This window comes from Mesorhizobium intechi (assembly GCF_002879535.1).
In the GTDB taxonomy this organism is placed as follows: Bacteria; Pseudomonadota; Alphaproteobacteria; order Rhizobiales; family Rhizobiaceae; genus Mesorhizobium; species Mesorhizobium intechi.
The window spans coordinates 54,987-67,868 of the sequence record NZ_PNOT02000006.1; the positions used below are offsets into that span (position 1 = coordinate 54,987).

11 protein-coding genes are annotated in these 12,882 nt (G+C 62.9%); 4 read left to right on the top strand and 7 right to left on the bottom strand.

The features are described from left to right. Positions 1–23 precede the first annotated feature (23 nt). Genes C1D09_RS00520 through C1D09_RS00530 form a run of 3 tightly spaced genes read left to right on the top strand, consistent with a single transcriptional unit; the run spans position 24 to position 2,632 of the window. Positions 24–620, top strand: coding sequence for a dimethylamine monooxygenase subunit DmmA family protein (locus tag C1D09_RS00520; RefSeq protein WP_143972481.1), 597 nt, complete (start codon positions 24–26; stop codon positions 618–620). After that, positions 617–1,582 (top strand): PDR/VanB family oxidoreductase, encoded by a 966-nt coding sequence (locus tag C1D09_RS00525; protein WP_143972482.1) that lies wholly within the window; start codon positions 617–619, stop codon positions 1,580–1,582. The genes C1D09_RS00520 and C1D09_RS00525 overlap by 4 nt, the downstream gene beginning before the upstream one ends. Before the next feature lie 9 nt (positions 1,583–1,591). Beyond that, entirely contained in the window at positions 1,592–2,632 is a 1,041-nt protein-coding gene (locus tag C1D09_RS00530) for a heme-dependent oxidative N-demethylase family protein (protein WP_143972483.1), read from the top strand. On the opposite strand, the gene C1D09_RS00535 is transcribed toward C1D09_RS00530, so the two are convergent. Further along, on the bottom strand, positions 2,629–3,342 hold the full coding sequence (locus tag C1D09_RS00535; protein WP_143972484.1) for a helix-turn-helix domain-containing protein: 714 nt from the start codon (positions 3,340–3,342) through the stop codon (positions 2,629–2,631). The genes C1D09_RS00530 and C1D09_RS00535 overlap by 4 nt on opposite strands. A 262-nt stretch (positions 3,343–3,604) precedes the next feature. Here C1D09_RS00535 and C1D09_RS00540 point away from each other — a divergent pair, with 262 nt between their 5' ends. Beyond that, positions 3,605–4,963 (top strand): NAD(P)-binding domain-containing protein, encoded by a 1,359-nt coding sequence (locus C1D09_RS00540; RefSeq protein ID WP_143972485.1) that lies wholly within the window; start codon positions 3,605–3,607, stop codon positions 4,961–4,963. Positions 4,964–4,982: 19 nt separating this feature from the next. Here C1D09_RS00540 and C1D09_RS00545 read toward each other — a convergent pair whose 3' ends face one another. From C1D09_RS00545 to C1D09_RS00570, 6 genes are all read right to left on the bottom strand, one after another. After that, the gene (locus C1D09_RS00545; protein WP_143972486.1) at positions 4,983–6,962 is read right to left on the bottom strand and encodes an ABC transporter permease; all 1,980 of its coding nucleotides are present in this window, start codon (positions 6,960–6,962) and stop codon (positions 4,983–4,985) included. Beyond that, positions 6,959–8,032, bottom strand: a complete 1,074-nt coding sequence (locus C1D09_RS00550; protein ID WP_143972487.1) for a quaternary amine ABC transporter ATP-binding protein — start codon at positions 8,030–8,032, stop codon at positions 6,959–6,961. The genes C1D09_RS00545 and C1D09_RS00550 overlap by 4 nt, the downstream gene beginning before the upstream one ends. A gap of 76 nt (positions 8,033–8,108) precedes the next feature. Further along, on the bottom strand, positions 8,109–9,083 hold the full coding sequence (locus tag C1D09_RS00555; protein WP_143972488.1) for an ABC transporter substrate-binding protein: 975 nt from the start codon (positions 9,081–9,083) through the stop codon (positions 8,109–8,111). A 421-nt stretch (positions 9,084–9,504) separates the two neighbouring features. Next, positions 9,505–10,269: an SDR family oxidoreductase gene (locus C1D09_RS00560; RefSeq protein ID WP_143972489.1), complete on the bottom strand. Its 765-nt coding sequence runs from the start codon at positions 10,267–10,269 to the stop codon at positions 9,505–9,507. A gap of 86 nt (positions 10,270–10,355) precedes the next feature. Further along, complete coding sequence (locus C1D09_RS00565) at positions 10,356–11,225, bottom strand: DUF427 domain-containing protein (protein ID WP_143972490.1); 870 nt, start codon at positions 11,223–11,225, stop codon at positions 10,356–10,358. 174 nt (positions 11,226–11,399) lie between these two features. Continuing rightward, a partial coding sequence (locus C1D09_RS00570; protein ID WP_143972491.1) for an ABC transporter substrate-binding protein occupies positions 11,400–12,882 on the bottom strand: 1,483 nt, incomplete at its 5' end.

The following is a 12,882-nucleotide window of genomic DNA, read 5'->3' on the forward strand; positions in this document are numbered from 1 at the left end:
GGGTTCGAGGCACGAAGACTTAAATGGCAGCCAAAAGCATCATCAGCCGGCCGGTGTACGGAACGCTCTCTCCGCAGCCCGGCAAACACCATCTTTTCATCGCTGATGCGGAAGGTGCGCTCGCTATTTCAGACATGGCCGCACGAGCGCCGGCCGGATTTTTCGATGGCGCCGAAATAGACTTTATCCCGGGGCCGAACAACGAACACGTCGCCGCCCTCGAAGCGCTGAAGCCGGCGCGGTTTCATCTCGCGCCATCCTTTGCCAGCCTGCTGCCGAGGCTGAAGCAGACGCTGGGCAATGCCCATATGGGCCTGCGCCTCTACCTAGCCGGCACCGAAGGACTGATCGGCCAGGCCATGCAGGTGGCGCTCGAAGCCGGCATCGACCACACCTCCGTGCAGACGGAGCATCGCGGCTCGCTGGCCAGGCGCATGCAGTGCGTTCACTGCAAGGGTATCACCGAGAACGTCACGACACAGCCAGCGACCTGTTCGCATTGCGGCCTGCTGCTTCTGGTGCGCGATCACTATTCGCGGCGCCTCGCCGCTTTCCAAGGCGTCTGCATCAATGCCGAGGATCGCTCGGAGATTCCTCCAATGGAGGAGGCCTTCCCATGAGCACCGGCACCACAAAGCTCGATGTCGTCGTCAGTGACGTGGTTCCGGTCAACGAACTGGTCACCCGCTTCCATTTCCGCCGGCGCGATGGCGAGCTGCTGCCGACCTTTTCCGGCGGCGCCCATGTCGTCGTCGAGATGCGCGACGGCGACCGCACCCGGCTCAACCCCTATTCGCTCATGGGTTCGCCGCTCGACACGCGCGAATACACGATCTCGGTGCGCCGCGACGATGTCGGGCGTGGCGGCTCGCTGTTCATGCACCGGTCCGTCAAGCCGGGCCTGGAGATGGTGATCAGCTATCCCGTCAACTTGTTCTCGCTCGATCTCAGGGCGAAGAAGCACTTGATGCTGGCCGGCGGCATCGGCATCACGCCCTTCATGGCGCAGACCGCGCAACTGGCGGGCGAGGACGGCAATTTCGAACTGCATTACACCTGCCGGACCGCCTCTCTGGGCACCTATGCCGACGTGCTGCGGGAGCGCTACGACAGGCGCATCAGGCTCTACCATGATGACCGCGACGAGCGCATCGATCTCGACCGATTGCTCTCGACGCAGCCGCTCGGCACGCATCTCTACGTCTGCGGTCCAGCCGGCATGATCAACTGGGTGCGCGACCGCGCGGCTGCCTTGGGCTGGCCATCGGAGGCGGTGCATTTCGAGCATTTCGCCGCACCCCAGCCCGGCCTGCCTTTCGACGTGACGCTGGCCGTCAGCGGCAAGACGATCCGCGTCGACGAACAGCAGAGCCTGCTGGAAGCCATCGAGGCGGCCGGGGTCGACCCGCCCTATCTCTGCCGCGGCGGCGTCTGTGGCCAGTGCGAGACCAACGTCATCTCCTACGATGGCAAGTTCATCCACAACGACCACTGGCTGAGCGAGGACGACCATCGCTCCGGCTGCAAGATCATGCCGTGCGTGTCGCGCTTCGAGGGCCGTTCGCTGGTGCTGGAGCGGTAGGAGGAAATCATGGGCATCACCTTTCGCAAGGAAACCTTCCGCGACGATTTCACCTTCAGGAACAGCCCGGAGCACATCAGGCGGTTCCCGTTTCCGTTCCACGAAGACGCCTACATGTATGCGGTCAACATCGAGCCGCATGTCGTCGGGCCTAAGGGCAGCGTGCTGGAGAACCTGATCGACGTCGACGAGCACTATATCGCCGAGATGCAGGACCGCGCTTTGGTGCTGGCCGAGGACCCCCTGCGCTGCCAGTCGCTGCCGCATATGACGCTGGCCGGCTGGGATCTGCTCGAACTGCTGATGGAACAGCAGGCGCTGGGTTATCCCGAGCATTTCACGCTGACGCGGGACGGCGACCGCTGGCGCTGGATCAACCGGCCGCTCGGCATCGACGACACCTTCACGTTCGGTGACACCTCGACGCTGCCTTACGGTCCGATGGAATACATCACCCGCCAGAGCCAGGGGGATTTCTGCATCCTCGACCAGCGCGACGGCAATTTGTGGATGGATGCCGGCATGGTCACCACCCAGGCCGACTGGTCGCTCGATTTCGACATCGGCATGAATTTTTTCGAGTGGCACGCGCCGGTGCCGCTGGCGCATGAGAAGGGCATTTTCACGCGGGCGCTGAAGTTCCTCACCAACATCCAGCAGGGCAAGCCGGCGCGGCGCCTCAACTGGACGATGACCATCAATCCGCGCCTCGATACCAGCCCGGAAAATTACCACAAATGGGGTCCGGACCGGACGACGGTGACGCCTCAGAATGTCGGCGACAAGGTGCATCTGCGCGTCGAGTTGCAAAGCTTCTGGCGGTTGCCGCGCTCCAACGGCATCGTCTTCCCGATCCGCTGCTATCTGATCAAGATGGACGAGTTGGTGACGCAGCCGAAATGGGCGCGACGCCTGCACCGCGTCATCCGCGACCTGCCGGAGGAACTCGCTACCTATAAGGGACTCACGCGCTATCGGCCGACGCTGGTCGAATGGCTGTCGAAGCTGGATGACGGCAGTCCGACCAGTTCGGGTTTTGGGCCTGATTAACCCGCGCTGTTTTGCGGATAGCAGATAATCGACAAATAGCGCATCGGTAGTTTCGTCAGTTGCTCCGGTCCGTGCGGCGCGTCGGCGTCGAAGAACAGGCTGTCGCCGGGCTTCATCGGGTAGAGGTTGCTGCCGTGCCGGTAAACGACTTCGCCCTCGAGCATGTAGAGGAACTCCATGCCCTCGTGCTGGAAAGTCGGGAACACGTCCGAATCCTCGGTCAGCGTGATCAGGTAGGGTTCGACGACGACACCGCTGGTGTTCGACCCGATATGGCCGAGCAAATTGTACTGGTGGCCGGCGCGCGTGCCGCGGCGCTCGACATCCAGCCCTTCGCCGGCCTTGACGAACACGGCACTACGCTCCTCCTCAAAGCGGCGGAAGAAGGCGGTGACGGGAACGCCGAGCGCCCGCGACAGCGCCTGCAGCGTGGTCAGCGACGGCGAGGTGATGCCGTTCTCGATCTTGGACAGCATGCCCAGCGAAATGTCGGTGGCGACGGCCAGATCGGCCACGGTGATGCCGAGCTTCTTGCGGAACGCCCGCACTTCGCGGCCGATCGCCACCTCCAGCACCTTCTCGCGTGTGTCGCGGATGGCGTGCGGATTCTGCGTCAGCGGTGCGCGGATGGTCTTGCCGTCCGCCGAGACCTTTGGCTGGGGCTTCGGCTTGCCGCCGGCAAGCCCGGCCTTGGAACTGTCTTTCGCCATGTCGTCCCCGGACTTCGCGGATTCATTTCACTCAAGGTGAACATGTTAGGTGGCGATACAGCAGCGCGGCGGTGTCGGCAAGCCGTCTTGGGTCCCATCCGACGATCCCATGAATTCTGTCGGCGACGGTTTTTCGCACGGAATCCCTTGCGGGCAAACGCTGTTCCCGCAGATGTCTGTTGACAGCAACGAAGGGCCAATTAGTGTCACTGTCAGTGAAATTTGTTTCGCTGGGGAAATCAAAAATGAGGAGGCCCTGGAAATGAAAACTCGCGTTGCCGTCATCGGCGCCGGACCGTCCGGCCTGGCACAACTCAGGGCCTTCAAGTCGGCTGCGGACAAGGGCGCCGACATTCCTGAAATCGTCTGCTTCGAAAAACAGTCGGACTGGGGCGGCCTGTGGAACTACACCTGGCGTACCGGCCTCGACGAGCATGGCGACCCCGTGCATGGCTCGATGTACCGCTACCTCTGGTCGAACGGGCCGAAGGAATGCCTGGAATTCGCCGACTACACTTTCGAGGAGCATTTCGGCCGGCCGATCGGCTCTTATCCACCGCGCGCCGTGCTGTGGGATTACATCAAGGGCCGCGTCGAAAAATCGGGCCTGCGCAAGTGGGTGCGCTTCAACAGCCCGGTGCGCATGGTGACCTTCTCGGACGAAACCAAGAAATTCACCGTCACCGCGCATGACCGCACCAACGACGTCACCTATTCGGAAGAGTTCGACAACGTCGTCGTCGCCTCAGGGCATTTCTCGGTGCCCAACGTTCCCTATTTCGAGGGTTTCGCCACTTTCAACGGCCGCATCCTGCACAGCCATGATTTCCGCGACGCGATGGAATTCAAGGGCAAGGACATCCTGATCATCGGCCGCTCCTATTCGGCTGAGGACATCGGCTCGCAATGCTACAAGTACGGCGCCAAGTCGATCACTTCCAGCTACCGCTCCAAGCCGATGGGCTTCAGATGGCCGGAGAATTGGAAGGAAGTGCCGCTTCTGCAGAAGGTCGTGGGCAAGACCGCCCACTTCAAGGACGGCACCACAAAGGATGTCGACGCCATCATCCTGTGCACCGGCTACCTCCATTCCTTCCCCTTCCTCACCGACGACCTCAAGCTCAAGACCGCAAACCGCATGTGGCCGCTGGATCTCTATGAGGGCGTGGTTTGGGAAAAGAATCCGAAGCTCTTCTATATCGGCATGCAGGACCAGTTCTACACCTTCAACATGTTCGACGCGCAGGCCTGGTTCGCCCGCGATGTCATCATGGGCCGCATCAAGCTGCCCTCCGCCAAGGCGATGGCCGAGCACAGCGCCAAGTGGCGCGCCCGTGAGGAAACGCTGGAAGACGCCGAGCAGATGATCTGGTTCCAGGGCGACTACACCAAGGAATTGATGGACCAGACCGACTATCCCGGCTTCGATGTCGAGGCAGTCAACCAGACCTTCATGGAGTGGGAACACCATAAGGCGGAAGACATTATGAGCTTCCGCGACCACGCCTACCGTTCGCTGATGACCGGCACCATGGCGCCGCTGCATCACACGCCCTGGCTGCAGGCGCTGGACGATTCCATGGAGAGCTATCTCGAGGTGAAGGGCGTCGCGGCGGAGTAGCCGCGGCGCATCATCCTGCCTATCCCAACCTAGCCCGGGCCTTCGCCGTCCAGGCGTTGAACAGCCGGTCGGCGACGATGCCGATGAAGGCGATGGCCAGGCCCGCGACAATGCCGCGGCCGGAATCGGCCTTCGACAATGCGATGAACACCTCCTGGCCGAGATCGCGTGTGCCGACCATGGCGCAGATGATGATCATCGCCAGCGCCATCAGGATGGTCTGGTTGACGCCGAGCATGATCTCGGGAAGCGCCAGCGGCAATTGTACGCGAAAGAATGTCTGTCGCGGCGTGCAGCCCGAGACCTTGGCCGCCTCGATCAGAGCCGGCGGCACCTGCCTGATGCCGTGATTGGTGTAGCGGATCGCCGGCACCACGGCGAAGGCTATCGTTGCGATCATGGCGGTCACGTCGCCCACTCTGAACAGCATCACCACCGGGATGATGAAGCAGAAGGACGGCAGCACCTGCAGCGTGTCGATGATGGGCGTGACGATCTTCTCGAAGCGGTCGCTGCGCGCTGCCATCAGCCCGATCGGGATGCCGATCAGGCAGGCGATGAAGGCCGAGATGCCGCAGAGATAGACCGTCGCCATGGTCTTTTCCCACAGCCCGGTGACGGCGCAGAAAGTGGTCAGCGCGGCGACCAGGGCCGCCAGGCGCAGGCCCGAGAGCTGATAGCCGGCAAGGCCGAGCAAGAGCACCGCGCCAAGCCACGGAAAGCCTTCGCAGAAGGCGCGCACCGGGTTGAGCACGTTGAGGATCAGCGCAACGCGAAAGGCTTCGATCGCATCGAAGAAGTTGATCGTCACCCAGTTCACCGCCGCCTTCCACAGCGGGGCGGTGGTGAAGGTGATCGCCTTCGGCACCGCCGCGAAGGCCGGCACGAACAGGCCGAGCAGCGTGGTGACGGCAAGGATGGCAATGGCCAGCGACAGATTGGGATAGCGCCGCCAGAAGCTCGGGCTCACCGCATGATGAACATGGCCCTTCGCCTGCTTGTGCGCGATGGCCTGGCTCAGCCGGTCGAGCGCGATCGCCAACGCCACAATGGCGAGACCAGCCTCCATCGCCTCGCCGACCTTCAGCGCGCGCAGCGCCAGAAGCACGTCGTAGCCGAGGCCGCCGGCGCCGATCATCGAGGCGATGATCACCATGTTGAGCGCCAGCATGATCACCTGGTTGACGCCCACCATCAGCGTCGGTCGCGCCGAGGGCAGCAGCACCCGCCACAGTTTCTGCCGCGCCGTGCAGCCCGCCATGTCGCTGAATTCGCCGATCTCCAGTGGCACGCGGGTGAGGCCGAGCATCGTCGCCCGCACCATCGGCGGCGTGGCGAAGATGGCGGTGGCGATCATCGCCGACACCGGGCTGTTGCCGAACAGGAGCAGCATCGGGATGAGATAGGCGAAGGTCGGGATCGTCTGCATCAGGTCGAGGGCAGGGGAGACGATGAGCCTTTCCACCCACGGCTTGCGCCAGGCCCAGATGCCGGCGAACAGGCCGGTGACGATACAGAACGGCACGGCGATGGAGATCAACGCCAGCGTCAGCATGGCGCTGGTCCATTGGCCGAACAACGCGATGTAGAGGAAACAGCCGCCGACCAGGAGGCTTAGCTTCCGGCCGCCCACGGCATGGCCGGCAAGGAAGGCGGCAGCGCAGACGCCAACCCAGGACAGGCGCGGCAAGACATAGGCATCCGCGCCGTGGCCGATCTTGAAGTTCTTGGCCAGAAGATTGAGCGCGAAGTCGAGCGGCACGCCGAGCACCCCGGTGATCGAGCGGGTCAGCCATGACAGGTTCGACTTGATCCAGCCCATCAGCGCGCTGACCCAGTCGGCGACCGGCACGACGGCGTTGGCCGGATAGTCGACAGCCCAAGGGACGCTGTCCTGCAGCAGGAACACCGCCAGCACGACGGCAAGGGCGAGCGCCCAGACAAGCAGCCACCGCTGAAGCGGCGGCCTCGGCTCGCTGGCGCTTGCCGTCACCGTCATGCGCCGGCTCTCGCGTGCTCGATCCCGGCCAGCAGGTCGATGACCGCTTGCGGCGTCACTTCGCCGATCGGCTTGCCGGTGCCGTTGACCACGGCGAACGGCTTGCCAGCTGAAACGATGCTGGCCGAGAAACTGGCTATCTTGGCATCCGGCGCAACCGTGCCGCCATGCTCCGAACCATCGCAGGCACGCATCAGGCTGTTGGCGGAAATCACCTTGGCGCGGTCGACGTCGCGGGTGAATTCGGCGACATAGTTGGTCGCCGGATTGACCACCAGCTCCTCCGGCGTGCCGATCTGGATGACCTCGCCGTCCTTCATGATGGCGATACGGTCGGCCAGCCGGATCGCCTCGTCGAAATCATGGGTGATGAAGACGATGGTCTTGTGCAGCATGGTCTGCAGCCGCATCAGCTCGTCCTGCATCTCGCGGCGTATCAGCGGATCGAGGGCGGAGAACGGCTCGTCTAGGAACCAGATCTCCGGCTTGGTCGCCAGGCTGCGGGCGATGCCGACGCGCTGCTGCTGGCCGCCGGACAATTCGCGTGGGTAGAAATGCTCGCGGCCGCGCAAGCCGACGAGCTCGATGACCTCGCGGGCGCGCGCTTCGCGCGTAGCCCGGTCCTGCCCCTGGATGCTGAGCGGAAAGGCGATGTTGTCGAGCACATTGAGATGCGGGAGCAGGGCGAAATTCTGGAACACCATGCCCATGCGGTGGCGGCGCAATTCGATGAGCGCCGCATCGGAAATCTTGAGCAGGTCCTTGCCCTCGAATTCGATCTTGCCATGGCTCGGCTCGACCAGCCGCGACATGCAGCGCACCAGTGTCGATTTGCCTGAGCCCGACAGCCCCATGATGATGAAGATCTCGCCCTGGCGGATTTCCAGATCGACGGCGCGCACGGCGCCGACCAGTCCGGCAGCGGCGACATCGGCCATGCTGGCCCTGCCGTCGCGCTCGCGGATGAAGCTGGTTGCGTTCGCTCCGAACAGCTTCCACACGTTGCGGCAGGCAAGCTTTACCGGGCGATCGTCGGTACCTGGTTGTGTCGATCCCTGTGCAGTCGTCATCCAATCGTCCTTCTGGAACATCAAGGCTTGAGACCCGGCCGATCAACGGCCGGGTCCCATTTTCCAGTCGGAACGATCACTGCGCCCAGGCTTTCCAGTCGGCCTCGTGTGCGGCGATCCAGGCGGCGGCGACCTCTTCCGGCGTCTTGCCGTTGAGGTCGATATCGCCGCTCATCTTGTTGAGTTCGTCGGTGTCGATCGTATAGGCCTTGGCCACCTTATAGGCGACCGGCCATTTGTCCTTCATGCCGTTCCAGGCATATTTCCAGATCTCGCCATGCGGCTTGCCGCAATCATATTTGGCGTCGGGGTTCACGCCCCACTTCGGATCGTTATAGCAGTCGGGCGTGTATTCGGGGAATTGCACCCACTCGCCCTTGTACTTGGCCGGCGCCCAGTGCGGCGAATAGATCCACAGCATGATCGGCGCCTTGCGCTGGTAGGCGGAATCGAGTTCGGCGAACATCGCCGCATCGGTGCCGGCATGGATGACGGTGAAGGGCAGTTTCAGCGCCGCGACGCGCTCGTCGTCAAAGCCTTCCCAGGTCACCGGGCCGCCGAGATAGCGCCCCTTCGGTGCAGTCTCCGCTGTCGAGAATGACGCCGCGCATGTCGGGTCGAGCAGGGCGTGCCAGTCCGGCAATGTCGGGCATTTCTCCTTCATGTATTCGGGAAACCACCACTCTTCCTTGGCCTTCGGGCCAAGCTTGCCGAGGCGCTCGGTCTGGCCGGTCGCATCGGAGGCCTTCATCGCCTCGCCGGCGGTCGTGTCCCAGAATTCCAGACCGACATCGAGGTCGCCATTGGTGAGGCCGGTGGTCAGGCTGGAGAGATAGTCGGCGGTCGGGTATTCAATGGTGTAGCCCAGCTTTTCCAGGATGCCGCCGAGGATCTTGGCGTTGAGATTGACGCTGGTCCAGTCGAACAGCGCGATCTTTATCGGGTCGTTGGATTCCGGGGCGGCGGCCCGGGCGGAAGGTGTCAGCAGGCTTAGCGTTGCGAGCGCGACGGCGCCCATCGACAGTTTTGAAACTCGACTGCGAAATGACATGCTTGTTCTCCTTCAAGCTGTGACGGTTGTCGGTCGTTCCCTTCTTGCGGCTTTTCTTGATTGTGTTGGTAGGGCGGTTCGCTGCGCAAGGCCGTCGGCGCCAAAATTGTCGCCCCGGCATTGGCCAGCGCAGGCAAGATGGTGCTCACTTCTCGTGATGAGGGAACACGCCGTCCGCGTCATGGCTGCCGACAGACCGCTGGTGGAGCGATCGTCCACGGATCAATTGCCAGTCTTGCGGCGCCCTGCAAGGTGCAAGCCATCAAGGTCCCATGATCTCGGCTGTCGGCATGGCAAGCCCCATCTCACCATGCCCTTTCATAGGATGAAATTATATATACCAACGTTCATCTTGCGCAACGCCTAACGCTTCGCAGATGCACAAATTCAGACTGCAGGCGAAGTTCGGCGAGATGCGGACCTACCAGCAGACGTAGCCGCCATCGACGATCAGGTCGAGGCCGGTGACGAAGCTCGACGCGCGGCTGGCGAGGAACACCGTCGGCCCGACCATTTCCTCAGGCGCCGCCATGCGTCCCATCGGCGTGTCGCGCTTGAAGATCTTGATCTCCTCCGCCACTTCCGGCCGCTTGTTCATCGGTGTCAGCGTATAGCCCGGGCTGACGACATTGACGCGCAACCCCCGGTCCGCCCACTCCATTGCAAGGCTCTTCGACATGTGGATGACGGCGGCTTTCGACGAATTGTAGTGCGCCTGCGTCAATCCCCGATTGACGATGGTGCCGGACATCGAGGCTATGTTGATGATCGAGCCTTTGCGGCGCGCCAGCATCTTGCGGGCTTCGGCCTGGCAGGACAGGAAAACGCCGGCGACGTTGACCTCGTGCACCTTCTGCCACTTATCGAGCGACAAGCTCTCGGCCGGTTCCGAACCGGCAATGCCGGCATTGTTGACCGCAACGGTCAATGCACCGAGTTCGGCCTCGACGCGATCGATTGCCGCCGCCAGATCGCTCTCCGAAGTGACCGTGCCGGTCAGCACCAAAGCCTTGCGGCCAAGTGCCGTGACCTGGTGGGCAGTCTCCTCCAGCCCGCCTTTCGACGCATGACCGAAACACGCGACGTCCGCTCCTGCCTCGGCCAATCCAATTGCGATTGCCTGGCCAATGCCGCTGCCGGCACCGGTGACCAGCGCGACATCACCGTCAAGCTTGAAAAGATCCATCGATAGCCCTCCCGTCTCAGGGAAGGTATGCGCTGCGCCATGTTTCGATCAAGCGCTCAATGCGCAAGTCGGCAGGGGCGCCATGTCTAGAAATAGCCGTCCGATGCCGCTGTCGCTTCTTTCGGGATCTCGACGCCGTCGACCAGGATCTTTTCGACCAGTTCGTGGTGGAAGCAGACCAGTCCCTTGATGCGCTCGGCCTCGTGCACCGGCTCGGGATAGTACCAGACGAGATTCTCGTGCCGCTTCTTGGGGGTCGTCACGTGATAGTAATTGGAGATGCCCTTGTAGGGGCAGCGCGAAATGTAGCGGCTGGGCGCGAACATATCGAGCCGCGTGTCGGAGATCGGCAGATAATGACGCACCGGATGGCCGGTCTCGAACAGAAACACGCCACGGCGCGAATCGGCGACCTGCTCGCCGTCGAGGATGACCTGCACCCGCCGCGAGGAGGGCAGGCAGTCGACGCGGCGGAACGGGTCGCGGGCATGGACGAAGATCTCTTCGTCTTCCTCATACCAGTTCGTCATCTTGGGCCAATAGAAGGACATGTAGTCCGACAACAGCGGCGATCCCTTGACCGGATCCAGATAACGCCAGGCGGCATCCTCGACCAGCGTGATGCCGGTGTTCAGCGAATAATGCGTGGCGACGCCCTTGAACGGGCTCTCCGTCGTCGTCCTGCTCGGCAGCAGGAACTCCTCGCGCACGTCGCTCATCGGGAAATAGTAGACCGGCAGATGATCGGATTCGTAGAGCACCAGCGCCTTGGTCGTATCGGCGACGATCATCGATCCCACCTGCACGCGCAGCCGCTTCTGCATCGGCATGGTGAAGGCGACATAGCCCGGCTCGAACTCATACTGCACGATACTGTCGAGCAAGGGGAAATGCGGCCCACGGCCGCGCAGATGAGGCTTGCGAATGGTAGTCTCCCGTTTCTTGTCTTTTGTCATCGAGCGTTGGCGCACAGCGAGATGAACCTGGATTGAGCCATGGTGCCGCTGAGGGTTTCCGGGCGGCGGGTTTCCGCTGCATCGAGCCACTCGAACGATGGCCCCCCATCGCTCTTCGCAGCCTTGCCAGCGGACTGCCTCACCGCCCGAAAGCAGAATTGTTCAATCCAGCCTCTATCCCAGCGACACGCGATCGAGCAGCAGACCGGCGGCGATCGGCGGCAGGCCGCTGACATTCTTGCGCACCGGCACCAGCAGATCCGGGAAGTAGCTGAAAATGACCGGCGTCTCGTCGAGGAGCAGCTTCTGGATGTCGGAGGCCGCCGCGCGCTGCGCACCGATGTCGAGCGCCTTGAGGTAGGAAGCGACCATGCCGTCATAGGCGGGGTCTTTGAAATGCGCCGCATTCCACGAGCCGTCACTGACCAGCGGGCTCTTGAGGAAGACGTTCGGCACGCTGCGATGGGCGTAGTCGGTGATCCCCAACGGGCTGTCCAGCCAGTCCGACTGGCCGAACACCGCCTTGCCATAATATTTGTCCTGGTCCTCGATGTTGAGCGCGATGCGGGCGCCGATCTCCTTGGCGAAATTCTGGAACAGCTGCGCGTAGCCTGGAATGTCGGAATAGCGCAGCGTCGTCAGGGTGATGTCGAAGCCGCTGGCGAGACCGGCCGCCTCCATGAGTTGCTTGGCCTTGGCGATGTCCTGGACACGCTGCGGCACGGACTTGTCGGTGGCGGGGAAGGCCGGCGCGAACGGGCTGTCATTGCCGGTCGCCGCCATGCCGCGGCACAGGCCATCGACCAGCTTGGAGCGATCGATGCTGAGCGCCAGCGCCTGACGCACGCGCTTGTCGGTGAAGGGACCGGTGTCGCAGCGCATGTGCAACTGGCGGTGCGCGGTCGAGGCGACGCGCAGCACCGTGATGTCGGGGCTGTTGAGCACCACCTGGCTGACGTCGAGCGGCACGGCGTCGAGGACGTCGACCTCGCCCGCCTGCAGCGCCAGGATGCGCGGCTGCACGTCGCCGTAGAATTTGAATTCGAGCCGGTCGGGCAGCGCCTTCGCGCCCCAATAGTCGGCGTTGCGCACGAAGGTCGCTCCGACCTTCGGCGTATAGCTCTCCAGCCGGAACGGTCCGGTGCCTTCAAAGGTCTTTTCGTAATCGCCCTTGTAGCTCGCCGGCAGGATGACGGCGTTGTAATTGTCGATCGACACCGAATAGGGAAAGCTGCCGTTCGGCGCGTCGAGATGGAAGGCGACGGTGTGGTCGTCGACTTTCTGCGTGCCGCCTTTCGACAGCAGGCCCTTGAACACCGACAGCGCGTTTGAGGCGCCGTTGGGGTCGGCGAGGCGATCGAAGGTCGCCACCACGTCGTCGGCCTTGAAGTCCTCGCCATTGTGGAATTTCACGCCCTTGCGCAGCTTGAAGGTCCAGACACTGCCGTCCGCGTTCGGCGACCAGCTTTCCGCCAGCACCGGCCTCAGAGTGAGATCCGGCTGCGTGACGCAGAGGAATTCGGCGGTCTGGAAAACCAGCTGGTAGCTGCCGCTGTCATAGTAGGTGACCGGATCGATGGCGCCGCCTGGCGTCGCCACGCCCGCGCGCACCGTGCCGCCCGGCTTGCCCTCGGCGCGGGCCTTCTGGGTGCCGAGG

What these genes read in the sequence shown, in the direction of transcription:
- C1D09_RS00520 (WP_143972481.1), top strand. Translation starts at nt 24, where the DNA reads ATGGCAGCCAAAAGCATCATCAGCCGGCCGGTGTACGGAACGCTCTCT.
- C1D09_RS00525 (WP_143972482.1), top strand. Translation starts at nt 617, where the DNA reads ATGAGCACCGGCACCACAAAGCTCGATGTCGTCGTCAGTGACGTGGTT.
- C1D09_RS00530 (WP_143972483.1), top strand. Translation starts at nt 1,592, where the DNA reads ATGGGCATCACCTTTCGCAAGGAAACCTTCCGCGACGATTTCACCTTC.
- C1D09_RS00535 (WP_143972484.1), bottom strand. Translation starts at nt 3,342, where the DNA reads ATGGCGAAAGACAGTTCCAAGGCCGGGCTTGCCGGCGGCAAGCCGAAG.
- C1D09_RS00540 (WP_143972485.1), top strand. Translation starts at nt 3,605, where the DNA reads ATGAAAACTCGCGTTGCCGTCATCGGCGCCGGACCGTCCGGCCTGGCA.
- C1D09_RS00545 (WP_143972486.1), bottom strand. Translation starts at nt 6,962, where the DNA reads ATGACGGTGACGGCAAGCGCCAGCGAGCCGAGGCCGCCGCTTCAGCGG.
- C1D09_RS00550 (WP_143972487.1), bottom strand. Translation starts at nt 8,032, where the DNA reads ATGACGACTGCACAGGGATCGACACAACCAGGTACCGACGATCGCCCG.
- C1D09_RS00555 (WP_143972488.1), bottom strand. Translation starts at nt 9,083, where the DNA reads ATGTCATTTCGCAGTCGAGTTTCAAAACTGTCGATGGGCGCCGTCGCG.
- C1D09_RS00560 (WP_143972489.1), bottom strand. Translation starts at nt 10,269, where the DNA reads ATGGATCTTTTCAAGCTTGACGGTGATGTCGCGCTGGTCACCGGTGCC.
- C1D09_RS00565 (WP_143972490.1), bottom strand. Translation starts at nt 11,225, where the DNA reads ATGACAAAAGACAAGAAACGGGAGACTACCATTCGCAAGCCTCATCTG.